This is a genomic window from Inhella sp. (assembly GCF_027532025.1).
In the GTDB taxonomy this organism is placed as follows: domain Bacteria; phylum Pseudomonadota; class Gammaproteobacteria; order Burkholderiales; family Burkholderiaceae_C; genus Inhella.
The window spans coordinates 14262-29180 of record NZ_JAPZSY010000079.1 but is presented as its reverse complement, the minus strand read 5'-3'; the positions used below and the strand labels follow the sequence as shown (position 1 = coordinate 29180).

Here is a 14919-nt window from a genome sequence, read left to right as displayed (position 1 = left end):
GATGGCCGCGGCCCGCATCCTCGTCGTCGAAGACGACCCCGCCATCGCCGGCCTGCTGGTGGACTACCTGCACGCCGCCGGCCACGCGCCCAGCCCCTGCGGCGACGGGCTGCAGGCCGTGCACCGCTTCGTGCACGAAGGGCCTTGGGCGGCGGTGCTGCTCGACCTCAACCTGCCCGGGCAAGACGGCCTGCAGGTGTGCCAGCAAATCCGCCAGCGCTCCAGCGTGCCCATCCTCATGCTGAGCGCCCGCATCGAAGAACTGGACCGCCTGCTCGGCCTGGAGCTGGGTGCCGACGACTACCTGTGCAAGCCCTTCAGCCCGCGGGAGGCCGTGGCCCGCGTCAAGGCCCTGCTGCGCCGCGCCGACGGCCGCCTGGGCGCGCCAGCGCGTCAGCAGCTGCCGGGCACCGGCGGCTTCTTCATCGACGAGGACGGCCAGCGCCTGTGGTGGCACGAGCAGGCCCTGAGCACCACGCCCGTCGAATTCCGCCTGCTGCGCGCCCTGCTGCTGGCCCCGGGCCGGGTGCTCAGCCGCGCCACCCTGCTGGACGCGCTGCACGACGACTACCGCGACGTCAGCGACCGCGCCGTGGACAGCCACATCAAGAACCTGCGCCGCAAGCTCGACGCCCTGGGCCTCGGGCCCGCGCTGCAAACCGTGTACGGCGCGGGCTACTGCTTCAGGCCGATCGAGCCCAATCGCTGATCGCGGCCAGCGTGGCGTCCACCGCCGCCCAATCGGCGGGCGGCACCACCTCGCCCCGCGCCAGCGCGTGGCCGCGCGCGGCCTTGCTGCGCGGCTCCAGCACCAAGCCGTGGGCGCGCACCAGGCGTTCGGCCTCCAGCCACAGCGGCGCCAGCGGGCCGTCCAGCCACTCCAGCTCCAGCTCGCACACCGCCGCGCTGGCACGGCCGCCCATCAAGCGGCCACGGTCCAGCGCCAGCTCCACGCGGGTGCCACCGGGCAGGGTTGGCCGAGCGCGCAGGCGCTCGATCTCCGTGCCGAACTGCGGTTGCAGCGGCTCCTGCAGCCCTGCCAGCAGCAGCGCCGCCTCGGGCAGGGCGTCGTGGGCGTGCCGGTCCAGGGGCGGCATCTCGGGCGCCGTGCCGCGCGGGGCGTTGTGCTCGGGCCGGGTCAGGCCATCGGCCAGCAGCGGGCCCTTGATGGTTTGCACCCAACCGGCCTCGTCGCCCTCCCAGCGCAGGCGCAAGCCCCAGCCAGCGCGCCCCAGGGCGCTGCTGGCGGTGTCGAAGTAGGTGGCGCGCAGCGGCACGGCCCGTGCGCCGGGCAGGGCGGCCAGGTGGGCAGCCACGGCGTCGACGGCCGCAGCGGGAACGGCCAGGCGGAGTTCGAGTTCGGTGCTCATGCGGCCAGTGTCACCCGGCGGCACCGGGCCAGGGCCTTCCGGCGTTCGCGCAACGCCCTCGTTCTTGGGGCCTACCCGCTTGCGCCGATGGCGGGCACGGGCGACCATCGCGGCATGGCCACCCTGCAACCGACCCTGACCTACCGCGACCCCAAGCGCTACGCTTGGCTGCTCTCGGCCCTGTTCCCGCTCACCGTGGTGTGGCATTTGCTGCGCTTCGAGCACACCGGCCAGTTGCTGTGGCTTTTCGTCACGCCGGTGTTCCTCTACGGCGTGATCCCGCTGCTGGACGCGCTGATCCGCGAAGACACCCGCAACCCGCCCGACGAGGCTGTACCGGCCCTGGAGGCCGATGGCTGGTACCGCGCGCTCACCGTGCTGTTCATCCCCCTGTACCTGGCCTTGGTGGTGCAGGGCACGCAACTGGCGGTGGCGCACGCCGGGGAGCCCCTGGTGTGGCTGGGTCTGGTGCTGAGTGTGGGCGCCATCAGCGGCGCGGCCATCAACACGGCGCATGAACTGGGCCACAAGCACCCGGCCTGGGAGCGCTGGCTGGCGCGCATCGCCCTGGCGCCCGTGGCCTACGGGCATTTCTACGTGGAGCACAACCGCGGCCACCACCGCCGCGTGGCCACTTTCGACGACCCGGCCAGCTCGCGCCTGGGCGAATCGTTTTGGGCGTTCTTGCCGCGCACCGTGGTGGGCAGCCTGCAAAGCGCGTGGCACCTGGAGCGCGCCCGCTTGGCTGGCCGTGGCTTGGGCGTTTGGCACTGGCGCAACGAATGCCTGCAGGCCTGGGCCATGACGGTGGTGCTGTTCACCGCGCTCACCGCCCTCTGGGGCCCCTGGGCCCTGGGCTTTTTGGTGCTGCAAGCGGTGTACGGTTTCAGCCTGCTGGAGGTGGTGAATTACCTGGAGCACTACGGCCTGAAGCGGGCCACCGGCCCCGACGGCAAGCCCGAGCGCTGCCGCCCCGAGCACAGCTGGAACAGCAACCACGTGGCCAGCAATGTGTTCCTGTACCACCTGCAGCGCCACAGCGACCACCACGCCCACCCGGCGCGCCGCTACCCAGCGCTGCGCCATTTCCCCGAGGCGCCGCAGTTGCCCAACGGCTACGCCGGCATGGTGCTGCTGGCCTACGTGCCCTGGCTGTGGCGGCGCGTGATGGACAAGCGCGTACTGGCGCATTACGGGGGCGCCCTGAGCCGGGCCAATGTGCAGCCGGGTTCCCGCTGGGACCGGCCGACCGTTCAAAACGATTGAAACCAGCCTGCAACCCGGCGCAGCCTGGGCGCGCCCACCCTACCGGACACTGATCACCATGCCGCTGAGCTCCACCCCCCGCCGCTACACCCGCACCGCGATGGCCTTTCACTGGGCCATGGCGGTGGGCCTGATCGGGGCCATTGCCGTGGGCTGGAACGCCAGCGAGATGCCCATGTCCGTCGCCCGGCTCAAGCTCATCAACTGGCACAAGTGGTTCGGCATCACGCTGCTGCTGTTCTTCGTGCTTCGGCTGCTGTGGCGGGCCACGCACCGCCCCCCAGCGCCCCCACCCATGCCCGCGTGGCAGGCACGTGCCGCTGGGGCGGTGCATGGCCTGCTTTACTTTTTGATGGCCGCCGTGCCACTCATCGGCTGGGCCTACAGCAACGCGGCTGGATTTCCGGTGGTGTGGTTCGGCGTGCTGCCGCTGCCCGACTGGGTGGGTCCGAACAAGGAACTGGCCGAGTTGCTCAAGGGCGCTCACGCGCTGGCCGCCTGGAGTTTGGCCGCACTGATCCTGGCCCACGTGGGCGCGGCTCTGAAGCACCAATTCATCGACCGCGACCGCCTGCTGGCCCGCATGTGGCCCGGAAAGGACTGAGTGACAGGTCGACAGCCGGCTCGTCGGCTCCATCTGCCGTTCATCACACCGCTGGCACGTTGCGTCGCAAGCCGACCGACCACGTGCCACGCTGCCCGTAACGTTCCGCGGATGCGATCCACACCCCTCCTGCTGCCCCTTATGAAACATCTGCTCCTGGCCACCGGTTTGATGACCCTGGGCGCGCTCGCTTCCGCGCAAACCTTGGTGCCCACAAACAGCGAGATCGTCTTCGTCAGCAAGCAAATGGGCGTGCCCGTCGAAGGGCGTTTCAAAACCTTCAGCCTGCCCGGCTTCGCCTTCGACCCCAAGCAGCCGCAAGCCGCCAAGGTGCAGATCGGCATCAACCTGGCCAGCGCCAGCATGGGCGCGGCCGACGTCGAGGCCGAGCTGATGAAGCCCGAGTGGCTGGACAGCAAGCGCCAGCCCAACGCCAGCTTCACGGCGCAAAGCGTGAAGGCCCTGGGCGCCGGCCGCTTCGAGCTGACCGGCCCTTTCACCCTCAAGGGCCAAACCAAGCCCTTGACCGTGCAGCTCACGCTCACCCAGGCCGGCGGCACCAGCACCGCCACCGGCCAGTTCAACCTCAAGCGCACCGACTGGAAGATCGGTGACGGCGAGTGGAACGACACCAGCATCGTCGCCGCCGACGTGCTGGTGAAGTTCAAGTTCCAGTTCAGCGGCATGGCGCCGCTGTGATGCTTCTTTCCCCCTTGGAGATCGTTCCCATGCGCAAGACCTTGCTCGCCCTGGCCGCCCTGGCCCTTGCCGGTGCCGCCCAGGCGCAGTCGGCCACTTACGTGGTCGAGCCGACCCACACCTTCGTGACCTTCGAGGTCAAGCACTCCGGCACCAGCACGAACCGTGGCCGCTTCGACAAGAAGAAAGGCAGCATCACCATCGACCCGGCCGCCAAGACCGGCAAGGCCGAAATCACGATCGACATGGCCAGCATCAACACCGGCACGCCCTCCTTCGACGGCCACCTGAAGGGCAAGGACTTTTTCAACGCCAGCGAGTTCGCCACCGCCAAGTTCGTGGGCAACCAGTTCGAGTTCGATGGCACCAAGGTCAAGAGCGTGGCCGGCACCCTGACGATGCTGGGCAAAACCGCCCCGGTGACGCTGACCGCCGAACACTACAACTGCTTCATGTCCTCGCACCTGAAGGTCGAGGTGTGTGGCGGCGACTTCGTCACCACCATCCAGCGCAGCCAATGGGGCATGAGCTACGCGATCCCGGGCATCCCGGACAGCGTGCGGCTGGTGATCCAGATCGAGGCCGTCAAGCAGCCCTGACCGCACCCTGACTGCACCCTGAGCGCACCGAAGCCCCGCCCCGGCGGGGCTTCGTCGTTTGGGTGTCGTTGGGGCGGCTGTGCGCCAGCGCTCGGCGGGGTCGGCCACGACACCCGACACCCAACGCATCGCTACCGGCCCGTCGGCCCCGGATGCATTTCGTCACCCCACTGACACGGCGTGTCACGCCCCGCACGACGGCGTACGGCGGCCTGCCTACAGTGCACCCATGAGCTTCAATCCCCGCATCCCCGCCTGGATCACCGACCCCGCCTGGCGCGAACGTCTGGCGCGTTGGGCGGCGGCCATGGTGGCAGGCTTCCACCGCTACGCCGGCTGGCTGGTGTCTTTGAGCTGGTGGCGCTTTGTGGTGTATGCCATCGCGTTGCTGGTGGGGGTGGCGATCCTGACGAGCATGTGGCCCTTCACCCTGCGGGTGACGGAAACCATCCGTCACGAGCGGCCGGTGGCGTCCATGAGCGAGGCCTCTGAGGCCCCCGACACCGAAGAAGCCCCAGAGCCCGATGCAGCGCCCAGCGCAGTCGCCAAGCCGCCCAAGCCGAACCACGCACCGCTGGGCATCCGCCTGAGCAAACAGGGGGTGCACATCGGCAAGCCGGGTGTCGAAGCGGCGCAGGTGGATATCAGCCCCCAGGGCATCCGCATCGTGACCCAACCCGCGCCGGGCGCGTCGGCGCCGGAAGCGGTGCTGGACATCGCGCTGCCACCGGAGGCCGCCGAGGCCCTGCGCCGGGAGTTGGAACGCGATGCCCAAGGGGCGGAGCGCGAGGCCCAAAAGGCCATCGCCGACGCCAAGCGCCAGGTGCAGGAATGCCGCAGCGATGCGGCCGAGGCTCGCGCCGAATTGGTGGAGGCCCGCGACGAAACCCGGGTCCGCACCCTGCGCTGGGGCGACTTCTTGCAGGACATCGCCTGGCTTTGGGTGCTGTTCAGCATCGTCGTCAAGGCCACCTACAAGGGCCGCAAAGAGGCCGAAGCCAAGGCCGCGGCCGCCGAGGAAACCGCCGAGGCCGAGGCGCTGCGACGCCAACTCGTCGAGGCCCGCTTGGCCACGATGCAGGCCCAGGTGGAGCCGCACTTCCTGTTCAACACCCTGGCCTCCATCGACCACCTGATCGAGACCGAGCCCCAGCGCGCCAGCCGGATGCAGAACAACCTGATTGCCCTGCTGCGCGCCACCATGCCCACGATGCGCGAGGCCAACGGCCAGCAGTCGCTGCGCGACCTGGCGCGCGAGGTGGCGGTGGTGCGGCCGTACTTGGAGATCTTGTCGGTGCGGATGGAAGAGCGCCTGCAGTGGCGCATCGACGTGCCCGACGGGCTGATGTCGGCCGAGTTCCCGCCCATGGTCATCCAAGGCCTGGTCGAGAACGCCATCAAGCACGGCCTGGAGCCCAAGCCCGAAGGCGGCAGCCTGGTGGTCTCGGCCCACATCGAGCACGGCGACCTCGTCGTGCAGGTGGCCGACACCGGCCTGGGCTTTGGCCGCGCCGCCACCAGCGGCACCGGGGTGGGTTTGGCCAACACCCGCGAACGCTTGCAACTGCTCTACGGCAACCGGGCCAGCCTGACCGTGAGCGAGAACCAACCCTGCGGCACCGTGGTGCGCATCCAGGTGCCTTACCGCAGCAACCATGCGCCAACGTCCGCAGCAGGAGGCTGAGATGCTCAAGTTCTTTCGATGGGTGTGCGGGACCGTGTTGGTCCTGCTGGTGGCCAGCCTCGCACTGGGCGGCTGGATCTTGAGCAGCGCCAACGACGGCCTGCAGGCCGGGTCGTGGCAGGTCGTCGTGGACGGCGAACCGCTGGCCGACGTGGTGCTGTGGGGCGACTCCCTGGGCGATTCGCTGAGCGATGCGGGTGGCGTCCTGGCCGCGCTGCTGACCGGCTTGCTGGCCTTGATCCTGGTGCCACTGGTGCTGCTGGTCGGCGTGGGCGTGCCGCTGTTGGTGGTGCTGGTGGTGCTGGCCGCCGTGGTGCTGGGGCTGGTGGGTGGCGCCTTGCTGATGGTGGCGCCCATCGCCGTGCCGGTGCTGCTCATCGTGTGGTTGGCCCGCCGCCAGCCAACGCCTACAGTCGCTCGCTGATCCGCAGCTTGGAGCCCCCAACATGCCCATCCGTGCCATCCTTGCCGACGACGAACGCCTGATGCGCGAACAGCTGCGCGCCCGCCTGACCGAGGTCTGGCCCGAGCTCGAGATCGTGGCCGAAGCCAAGAACGGCCTGGAGGCCGTGGCGCTGACCCAGGAGCACCACCCCGACGTCTGCCTGCTCGACATCCGCATGCCCGGCCTGACGGGCGTGGAGGCGGCCAAGCAGATCGCCCAGCTGCCCGAGACCGAGGACTGGGGCACGCCGGAGATCGTCTTCATCACCGCCTACGACCAGTACGCGGTGGAAGCCTTTGAGCAAGGGGTGGCGGACTACGTGCTCAAACCCGCCGAGCGCGAGCGCTTGCAACTCACCGCCGAGCGCCTGAAAAAGCGCCTGGCGGCGCGCGCCGACCCGAGCGCCGCCGCCGACCTGCCCAGCAGCCAGCCGCTGCAGCAACTGTTGCAACGCCTGAGCAGCCTGCAAAGCGGGCAGCCGCCGCGCCACCTGGAGTGGATCCAGGCCAGTGTGGGCCCGGAGATCCGCATGATCCCGGTGAGCGAGGTGCTGTTCTTCATCAGCGACGAGAAGTACACCCGCGTGCAAACGGAGACGGTGGAGGCCTTGATCCGCAAGCCCATCAAGGAGCTGGTGGACGAGTTGGACCCGCACCTGTTCTGGCAAATCCACCGCAGCACCTTGGTCAACGTCAAGGCCATCGCCGGCATCGGCCGCGACTTCCGCGGACGCCAATTGGTGAGCGTGCGCGGCGCCAAAGACAAGCTCGAGGTCAGCCGCAGCTACACCCACCTCTTCAAGGGGATGTGAGCGCCCAAGCGCCGCGCCGATCGGGCTCGGCGCGCCCCGCCCCCTCGCGGTGGTTGTCGGCCAAGTCCAGGACGGGCGCCGAGGCCAGCCGCGACGCCCAAACCCGCCAAAACAGCGCCGGGCTGCCTCGGTTGACGAAGTGGTTGGCGTGCACCGTCAAGCGGTGCTCGCGGTCCTCGCCCCCGCCCTCGGGCCCGTAAGCCAACATGGTGCGGTTGGGCGATGCCGGCCCCTGCACCAAGCGATTGCCGCGCACGGTGACGCGCCCGCCGTTGGAGAAGTCCAGCAGGTAGGACGGCGTGCTGCGCGGATCGTCATCGCCCAGCCGGTTGTGGGCCACCAGCGCCACGCGCGCCCGGCACTTGAGCAGGTGGCCTTGGGCGCCGCGTGTGCCGAAGCGGAAGTCGCTGCCCGTGACCGTGGCCTCGGCAATGGCACCGATGTAGAGCAGGTGGTGCAAACCACGCCCGGTGTCGGGCGGCGCGTCGTCGAAGCGGCAGTCCTGCACCGTGAGACGGGCCTTCGGGTCGTTGCCGGTGAGCAGGCCCATCTCGCAGTCGCTGAAGCGGCAGCGGCGCACGGTCAGCTGCCCGCGCTCGAACCGGATGCCGGCGCCGTTGCCGTCGGGCACCCGCGCGCCCCGCAGTTGCAGGTCCTGCACGGTGACCTCGCCGCCACGCACCACGAGCAGGGCCTTGCCCTCGGGCAGGCTCAGGCCCTCGCCGTCCAGCACCGTGGCCTGGCCCTCGCCTTGCACGGTGAGGGCGCGCTGCGTGATGACGCCACCCGCCCGGTGCACACCCGCGGGCAGGCGCACCGTGTCGCCATCGCCGGCCAGCCACAGGGCCTCGGCCCAGGTGGCCGGCCCACCCGGCGCACCCACGGCCCAGCACCGCGGCGTCGTCATCAGGGCGGCGGCCCAGGGCCAATGGCGTCGTTGCATGGCGCGCAGCATGCCAGCCCCACCGCCGTCAGCGCGGCAGCGAACGCCCGATCAACGCGATCGACCCCCAGTACAGTGCGTGGACGAACAGGGAGGCCGCCGGCACGCCCCCGCCAAAGCGGTCGACGGCCAGCAAGGTGTCGGACGCCAAGAACAGCGCCCCGCCCAGCGCCGCCCAGCCGGCCTCGCGCTGGCGGCTGGCCCACCACCACGACGCGCCCTGGCCGGCCATGGCCACCAGCACCGCCACGTACACCAGCACCGGCGCGCGCAAAGCCGCCGGCAAACCCGGCCAGATCCACGCGCTCAGCACCAGCGCCGCCAAGGCCCCGTAGACCGCCCAAGGCCACCCAGGGTGGGCCAGCCGGCTGCGCGTCGTCATGCTGCGCACGAAAGCCAGGTGGGCCACCAGGAAGCCGAGCAGGCCCGGCAAGAAGCCCTGCGCCGGCCACAAGAGCGCCACATCGCCCGCCAGGGAGGCGAACAGGCCCAGGCGCAGCCACTGGCGTTGCGCGGGTTGGCTCGCCCCCCGCGGCCACGCCCAGGCGATGAGGGCCAGGGTGGCGGCGGGTTTGGCCACCCAGCGCAGGGGCTCGGGCAGCCCGCCCGAATCGGCGGCGATGAACACCGCGGCATTCGCCATGGCCACCAGCAACCAGAGCACGTCCCGCCTCATCGCGGCTCTTTCGGGGTTTTGGCCTCGCGCTCGGCCACCTGGGCGGCCATGCGGGCGCGCAACTCGGCCAACGCGGCACGCGGGTCGGCCGGCTTGGGCACGTCGTCCAGGCGCATTTCGTCGACGAAGCGGCTGGGCCGCGCCATGACCATCTCGCGGCCGCGCTTGCGTCGGCGCAGCACGCTCACAGCCAGGCTCTTGCGGGCGCGGGTGATGCCCACGTACATCAAGCGCCGCTCCTCGGCCAGGGCCTCGGGGGTCAAGCCCTCCTCGTCGCGCGTGAAGGGCAACAGGCCCTCGTTCACGCCGGCCAGCACCACATGGGGCCATTCCAGGCCCTTGGCCGCGTGCAGGGTGCTGAGGGTGACTTGATCCTGCTCCTCGTTGCGCTCCATCAGGCTCATGATGACGCTGATGCTCTGCGCCACGTCGAGCACGCTTTGCTCGGGGTCGCCCTCGTCCCGCCCGCCGCAGCGGCGCGCCACCCACTCCACGAAGTCGAGCACGTTGCTGTAGCGGCTGGCGGCGCTGGCCTCTTCCACGTGCTGCAGGTGGGCCTCGTAGTCCAGCTCTTTGAGCCAGTCGAGGCACAGCTTCATCGCCGCGTCCTTGCCCACCGCGGCTTTGGCGCGCACCTGCAGGTCGTGCACGGTGCGGCCGAACTCGTGCAGGCCGTGCACGGCGCGGCTGCTCACCGCCGCCTCCAGGCTGTCGTGGAACAGGGCCTCGAACAGGCTGATCTGGCGCGCGCCGGAAACGGCGCCCCGGGCCGCCCGGGAGGTGTGGCCGTTGCCGCGCTTGGGCGTGGTGACGGCGCGCAAAAACGCCGGGTCGTCGTCCTCGTTCACCAGCAGGCGCAGCCAGGCGCAGAGGTCTTTGATTTCGCTGCGGTCGAAAAAGCTCTGCCCGCCGCTGACCTTGTAGGGAATCTGCGCCCGGCGCAGCGCTTGCTCGAACACCTTGGCCTGGTGGTTGGCGCGGTAGAGGATGGCGCAGTCGCTCCAATGGCCGTTGGCGCCGTCCAGCTGGCGCTTGCTTTGCAGCCGCGCCACGGCGCGCTCGGCCTCGTGCTGCTCGTCGTCGCACTGCATCAGGGCCACGGGCTCGCCCTCGCCCAGGTCGCTCCACAGCTTCTTCTCGAAGAGTTTGGGGTTGGCGGCGATGACGTGGTTGGCCGCGCGCAAGATGGCGCTGGTGCTGCGGTAGTTCTGCTCCAGCGCGATGACCTCCAGGCGCGGGTAGTCCACGCTCAATTGCTTGAGGTTGTCGAGCGTGGCGCCGCGCCAGCCGTAGATGCTCTGGTCGTCGTCGCCCACCGCCGTGAACACGCCCTCGGGGCCGACCAGGGCCTTGAGCAGCGCGTACTGCACGGCGTTGGTGTCTTGCACCTCGTCGATCAGCACGTGCTTGAACTTGGCGCGCCACTTGGCCTGGGCGATGGGGTCGGTCGTCAGCAGCTTGAGCGGCAGGCCGATGAGGTCGTCGAAGTCCACCGCCTGGTAGGCGGCCAGGCGCTCGGCGTAGGCGCGGAAGACGATGGCCGCCTGGCGCTCGGATTCGCTCTCGGCTGCGGCCAGGGCGCCCTCGGCGTCCAGGCCCTCGTTCTTCCACAGCGAGATCTGCCACTGCCACAGGCGCGGCAGCTTGGCGTCGGTGGTGTTGGCGCAGTCGCGCAAGATGCCCACCACGTCGTCGCTGTCCAGGATGGAGAACTGCGGCTTCAGGCCCAGGCGCTCGCCCTCCTCGCGCAGCAAGCGCACGCCCAGGGCGTGAAAGGTGGCGATGGTGAGCGCCTTGGCCGGCTTGGCGCCGACGAGGTCGCGCGCACGCTCGCGCATCTCTTGCGCCGCCTTGTTGGTGAAGGTGATGGCGGCGATGGCGTCGGCGCGCAGGCCCTGATGCAGCAGGTGGGCGATCTTGTGCGTGATGACGCGCGTCTTGCCCGAGCCGGCGCCAGCCAGCACCAGGCAGGGTGAGTGCACCTGCTGCACCGCGCGCATCTGCGCGGCGTTCAGTCCCGGGCCCGCCATCACACGCGCGAGCCGGTGGGCTCGGGGGCTGGCGGCGGGGGCGAGCGCAGGCCCAGGCCCAGCATCACCAGCGTGCCGTACAGGAAGGCCAAGCGCGCCGCGTCCACCAGGCTGTCGAACAGGCCCACCAGCATGAAGCCGAGCAAGGCCCCGGCCAGGGCCGGAGCCAAGGGGTGCGCCGCGGCATGGCCCCAGCTCACCCTGGCCAGGGCCACGCCCCACAAGGTCAAACCCACCAGCACGCCCAGGGCGCCCTGCTCGAAGTACCAATGCAGCAGCAAGCTCTTGGCGTGCCAGGGCAGGTGGTGGCGGTCGCTGGTGAAGAACCAACGCGCCAAGCCTTCGTCGAAGCCGCCATTGCGCAGCAGCTCGCGCCCGTCGCGCCCTTGCAGGCTCAGTTGCGCCACGTCCACCCGCGTGCCCGGCGTGGCCACCGCCAGCGCGAAGGCCAGTTCGCGGCGTGGCCCCACACCAGCGGCCAATTCACCGTCGCCGCCCAGCGTCAGCGTGACCCAGCGGTAAGCGCCCGAGGCCGGCAGCTCGGCCTGCGCCGTGCGGCAGGCTGCGGTGTAGAGGAGGTGGCGCTCGCACACCTCCGCGTGCAGGGTCAGCGCCACCGGGTTGCGCACCCGCGCCCGCAGGACCAAGCCCGGGGGCGCATCGTCCACGCGCTGCAGCAGGCGGAACATCTCGCCCCAACCCTGCACATGGCGTCCGGCCGCCAGCGCCAAAGCGGGTTCGGGGCCGCCCAGCAGGCGCATGTCACCCACGCGCTCGTCCAGCGGTGCGTTGTCGGCGAAGTGGGCGGCGTAGCGGCCCGCCCCCACCCCGAACCACTGCCCCCCGGCCGCGCCGGTCATGGTCACGCCGCGGGACCAGTGGTGCAAACGCCCCGCCATGTCGTCCGAAACGGTGCTCATGCGGCCGGCGATGTAGCCGCCACCGGCCAGTGCGGCAATCAGCCCCGCCGCCGCCAACACCGCCGCCATGCCCGCCATGCGGGCACGCCAGCCCAACCGAGCCAGGCCGTCGCCCAGGCGACCACCTTGGGTGAGCGGCCACACCAGGGCCAGCAGCAACAGCGGCCCGACGGTGGGCAGCGCCGCCACCCAGCCCCCCCACTGGCCGACCACCACGCCAGCCATGCCCACCGTGCTCAGCCAGGCCGCGGCGCGCAGGCTGTCGCCCAAGGCCGTGCGCCAGGGCGGTGCAGCGTTCCACGCGGCGCGCGCCAACAGCACGCTGACCGCCCAGGCCAGGGCGTAGATCAGGTAAGCCAGCTTGCCCCAGACGCTGGCGGCCAGCGCCCCCAAAGCCACCACCGGCACGGCCATGGCCAAGCCCAAGCCCCAGGCGATGGCGCGCCCGCGTCGACCCAGGGCCGGATCGCTGGGCGGCTGCAGCAGCAGGGCGACCAGCGCCCCCGCCACGGCCAGCAGGCCGCGATAGCCACCCGCACCGAACACCTGCCAGCCCACCGCAGCACCCACGGCCACGAGCACCAACAAGGCCTGCAGGCTGGCCCACCCGGGCCAGACCGCAGGCGTCTCCAGCGGCAGCACGCGGCCGGGCGCGGGGAAAGGCTCGAAGCGATCGGGCTCGAGCCCGCGCTGCTGACGCCACCACAGGGCCAGGGTCAGCGGCAAGGCCAGGACAGCGGCCAAGTACAAACCGCGCGAAAAGGTGGTGAGCGTGGCGTACAGGCCCAGCAGCAGCAGCGCCCACGCCAGGGCCACCGCGCCACGACGGCGAGCCCGCAGCAGCGCGAGCAAGCCAAACGGCAGGCTCAAGGCCAAGGCGCCATCGAGGGCGGCCCCGCCCACGTGCATTTCCCAAAACACGCTGGTGGTGCGGTAGTCGCTGCTGAAGTTGCTCAAGCCGGTGTAGGCCCAGCGCTCGAGCACGGCGCCCACGCTGACCACCAACAGCACGCCGCACAGGCCGGCGCTCAAAGCTGGGGTCAGGGTCTGCGGGGCGCGTACCGCAGCGCGATGCCACAAAGGCAGCATCAGCGCCAGGGCCAGCACCGGTTTGCCGGCTCGCAGGGCTTGTCCCGCCTCCGAGTAGCCTTGCCACACCCACCAATCGAGCCCGCCGGCATCGCTCACGCCCTGGCCCACGCTCAGGCCGGCCATGGCGGCCGCCAGGCCCATCAAGCCCCAAGCCGCGCCGCGCCACCGCAGGGCCCGGCGCCACACGGGCTGCACGGGCGGCGGCGCATGCCGATGCGGCCCCGACCACGCCAAGTAGCCGCCAGCGGCGCTGGCCAACACAAGCACGTCCCATTCCTCCAGCCACAGCCAACCGGTCCATGGCGCCAGACCGAGGCACGGCACGAGGGCGAGCATCCAGCCGGGCCACACCGTCCAGAAGTAGCGCGCCAGCACCAGCACGGCCAGCACAGCGGGCACGGCCCAGCGCGCACCGAGGGGGTGAATGGCGGCCAAGTACAGAGCCAAGCCCAGGCAAGCCAGCGCCACGGGCAGGGCCCAGGCGCTGCGGTCGGCCGGTTCCCGGCGACGCTGCCGGCGACGGCCGGTCGCGCGCGACACCGCCGCGGGCGAGGCCAGGGGGGCGGCTTGGGCGTCGATCATGACCGGGGCCAAGCCGCGCTCAGCGCCACCAGGACCAAAGCCCGGCCACCAGGGCGGCCGCCCCCACGATCAGCGCCAGGGCCAGCCCGATGCGGCGCGCGACTTCGCTGGAGGGTTCGACGGCCGGTGGCGCCGGAGGCCGGCGCGTGGAGCGCGAGCCCGAGCGCGAGCGGGACGGGGCTCGCGGCCGCGTGGACGCGCCGCGCCCTGAGGGAGGGTCCGCCAGCTCGGTGGGCGCCGGCGAGAGGCGGGGCGCTGGCGCTGGCGCGGGCGCAGGAGCGGGCGACGACGAGGGCAGCGCATCCAGCGGCACCGCACCGCTGCCCACGCTGCCGGCGTCGTCCAGCCAGGACTCGATGGCTTCGCCCAACACGACGAGATCAGCCGGCCGCTCCGCCGGGTCCTCGGCGGCGGTGCGTCGCAGCAAATCGCCCAAGGCCTCGCGCGCCTCGTCGCGCAAGGTCAGCCACTGCAGCAAGGTTTGCGATGGCGCCAGGCTGCTGGCCTCGTGGCCGTCCGTCCCCCAGCGGCCGGTCACCAACCAGGCCATCAATCGCCCCACGCGGTAGGCCTGATCGGCCGGGGTTCCGGCCGCGCCGGGCACGGCCTGCGGGCTTTGCAGGGCTTGGGCGGCCCGGGCAATGTGGCCCTGCAGGCTGCCCATCTGCAACGCACCGGCATGCTCGGGCACCAGGGCCAAGCCATGCAAGCGCAACTGCTGTTGGGGGCCCACCCACAACAAGCTCGGGTCGAGCTCGACCAGCGACAGCCCCTCCTGCTGCGCCAGCAGCAGCAGCTCGCACAGCTGCATCACCCACTCCAAGCGGCGGCGCAGCGACGCGTCGCCCAAGGCGGCGACCAAGGGCTGCCCGCCCAAGCAGGGCATCACCACATAGGGTTGGTTCAAGGCGTTGACGCCCGAATCCAGCGGCCACGCGATGTCGGGATGGTTCCAAGGCTGGCCCACGCTGCCCGCCATGCGCAACAACACGGCACCCGCGTCGCGGGGGTCGGCGTACAGCAGAACGAGCACGGCTTGGCCCGACTTGCTGTGCGACGCCCGCCACCAATGGCCCGAAGGGGCCGGCGCCAAAGGACGATCCAGGCACCAAACGCCCAGGCGGTCGCCGGGCTGGCCGAGAGTGGGGGGGGCAGTCATGGGCACGATGTTAGGGGCCCACATCGCGATACTGGCGCC

14 protein-coding genes are annotated in these 14919 nt (G+C 71.0%); 8 read left to right on the top strand and 6 right to left on the bottom strand.

All coding sequences use genetic code 11. The features are described from left to right. Window position 1 precedes the first annotated feature (1 nt). The gene (locus tag O9335_RS10955) at window positions 2-709 is read left to right on the top strand and encodes a response regulator (RefSeq protein ID WP_298387884.1); all 708 of its coding nucleotides are present in this window, start codon (window positions 2-4) and stop codon (window positions 707-709) included. Here O9335_RS10955 and O9335_RS10950 read toward each other — a convergent pair. Beyond that, entirely contained in the window at window positions 684-1370 is a 687-nt protein-coding gene (locus tag O9335_RS10950) for a CYTH domain-containing protein (protein WP_298387852.1), read from the bottom strand. The genes O9335_RS10955 and O9335_RS10950 overlap by 26 nt on opposite strands. A gap of 114 nt (window positions 1371-1484) precedes the next feature. On the opposite strand from O9335_RS10950, the gene O9335_RS10945 reads away from it, so the two are divergent. From O9335_RS10945 to O9335_RS10915, 7 genes are all read left to right on the top strand, one after another. Further along, window positions 1485-2636: an alkane 1-monooxygenase gene (locus tag O9335_RS10945; RefSeq protein WP_298387849.1), complete on the top strand. Its 1152-nt coding sequence runs from the start codon at window positions 1485-1487 to the stop codon at window positions 2634-2636. Window positions 2637-2694: 58 nt separating this feature from the next. Further along, window positions 2695-3240, top strand: a complete 546-nt coding sequence (locus O9335_RS10940; RefSeq protein ID WP_298387846.1) for a cytochrome b — start codon at window positions 2695-2697, stop codon at window positions 3238-3240. A gap of 141 nt (window positions 3241-3381) precedes the next feature. Next, window positions 3382-3939 carry a YceI family protein gene (locus tag O9335_RS10935; RefSeq protein WP_298387844.1) on the top strand — a complete coding sequence of 186 codons (558 nt, stop codon included), beginning with the start codon at window positions 3382-3384 and terminating at the stop codon, window positions 3937-3939. Between the two features lie 29 nt (window positions 3940-3968). Continuing rightward, window positions 3969-4538, top strand: coding sequence for a YceI family protein (locus tag O9335_RS10930; RefSeq protein WP_298387841.1), 570 nt, complete (start codon window positions 3969-3971; stop codon window positions 4536-4538). A 229-nt stretch (window positions 4539-4767) separates the two neighbouring features. Continuing rightward, a complete protein-coding gene (locus O9335_RS10925) occupies window positions 4768-6222 on the top strand; it encodes a histidine kinase (RefSeq protein ID WP_298387838.1) in 1455 nt (484 codons plus the stop codon). Beyond that, a complete protein-coding gene (locus tag O9335_RS10920) occupies window positions 6194-6646 on the top strand; it encodes a hypothetical protein (protein ID WP_298387886.1) in 453 nt (150 codons plus the stop codon). The genes O9335_RS10925 and O9335_RS10920 overlap by 29 nt, the downstream gene beginning before the upstream one ends. 22 nt (window positions 6647-6668) lie before the next feature. Continuing rightward, window positions 6669-7478 (top strand): LytTR family DNA-binding domain-containing protein, encoded by an 810-nt coding sequence (locus tag O9335_RS10915; protein ID WP_298387835.1) that lies wholly within the window; start codon window positions 6669-6671, stop codon window positions 7476-7478. On the opposite strand, the gene O9335_RS10910 is transcribed toward O9335_RS10915, so the two are convergent. From O9335_RS10910 to O9335_RS10890, 5 genes are read right to left on the bottom strand one after another with little or no spacing between them, the layout of a single operon-like run. Beyond that, window positions 7465-8421 carry a hypothetical protein gene (locus tag O9335_RS10910; protein WP_298387832.1) on the bottom strand — a complete coding sequence of 319 codons (957 nt, stop codon included), beginning with the start codon at window positions 8419-8421 and terminating at the stop codon, window positions 7465-7467. The genes O9335_RS10915 and O9335_RS10910 overlap by 14 nt on opposite strands. Before the next feature lie 28 nt (window positions 8422-8449). Next, complete coding sequence (locus O9335_RS10905; protein ID WP_298387830.1) at window positions 8450-9085, bottom strand: lysoplasmalogenase; 636 nt, start codon at window positions 9083-9085, stop codon at window positions 8450-8452. A gap of 8 nt (window positions 9086-9093) precedes the next feature. Next, complete coding sequence (locus O9335_RS10900; RefSeq protein ID WP_298387827.1) at window positions 9094-11127, bottom strand: ATP-dependent helicase; 2034 nt, start codon at window positions 11125-11127, stop codon at window positions 9094-9096. Next, a complete protein-coding gene (locus O9335_RS10895; RefSeq protein ID WP_298387824.1) occupies window positions 11127-13733 on the bottom strand; it encodes a hypothetical protein in 2607 nt (868 codons plus the stop codon). Before O9335_RS10895 ends, O9335_RS10900 begins: the two co-directional genes overlap by 1 nt. Window positions 13734-13740: 7 nt before the next feature. Next, window positions 13741-14880, bottom strand: a complete 1140-nt coding sequence (locus tag O9335_RS10890; RefSeq protein ID WP_298387821.1) for a hypothetical protein — start codon at window positions 14878-14880, stop codon at window positions 13741-13743. Window positions 14881-14919 lie beyond the last annotated feature (39 nt).

Bases quoted from the DNA above. Each gene is read 5' to 3' on its own strand.
- O9335_RS10955 (WP_298387884.1), top strand. From the start codon at position 2: ATGGCCGCGGCCCGCATCCTCGTCGTCGAAGACGACCCCGCCATCGCC.
- O9335_RS10950 (WP_298387852.1), bottom strand. From the start codon at position 1,370: ATGAGCACCGAACTCGAACTCCGCCTGGCCGTTCCCGCTGCGGCCGTC.
- O9335_RS10945 (WP_298387849.1), top strand. From the start codon at position 1,485: ATGGCCACCCTGCAACCGACCCTGACCTACCGCGACCCCAAGCGCTAC.
- O9335_RS10940 (WP_298387846.1), top strand. From the start codon at position 2,695: ATGCCGCTGAGCTCCACCCCCCGCCGCTACACCCGCACCGCGATGGCC.
- O9335_RS10935 (WP_298387844.1), top strand. From the start codon at position 3,382: ATGAAACATCTGCTCCTGGCCACCGGTTTGATGACCCTGGGCGCGCTC.
- O9335_RS10930 (WP_298387841.1), top strand. From the start codon at position 3,969: ATGCGCAAGACCTTGCTCGCCCTGGCCGCCCTGGCCCTTGCCGGTGCC.
- O9335_RS10925 (WP_298387838.1), top strand. From the start codon at position 4,768: ATGAGCTTCAATCCCCGCATCCCCGCCTGGATCACCGACCCCGCCTGG.
- O9335_RS10920 (WP_298387886.1), top strand. From the start codon at position 6,194: ATGCGCCAACGTCCGCAGCAGGAGGCTGAGATGCTCAAGTTCTTTCGA.
- O9335_RS10915 (WP_298387835.1), top strand. From the start codon at position 6,669: ATGCCCATCCGTGCCATCCTTGCCGACGACGAACGCCTGATGCGCGAA.
- O9335_RS10910 (WP_298387832.1), bottom strand. From the start codon at position 8,421: ATGCAACGACGCCATTGGCCCTGGGCCGCCGCCCTGATGACGACGCCG.
- O9335_RS10900 (WP_298387827.1), bottom strand. From the start codon at position 11,127: ATGGCGGGCCCGGGACTGAACGCCGCGCAGATGCGCGCGGTGCAGCAG.
- O9335_RS10890 (WP_298387821.1), bottom strand. From the start codon at position 14,880: ATGACTGCCCCCCCCACTCTCGGCCAGCCCGGCGACCGCCTGGGCGTT.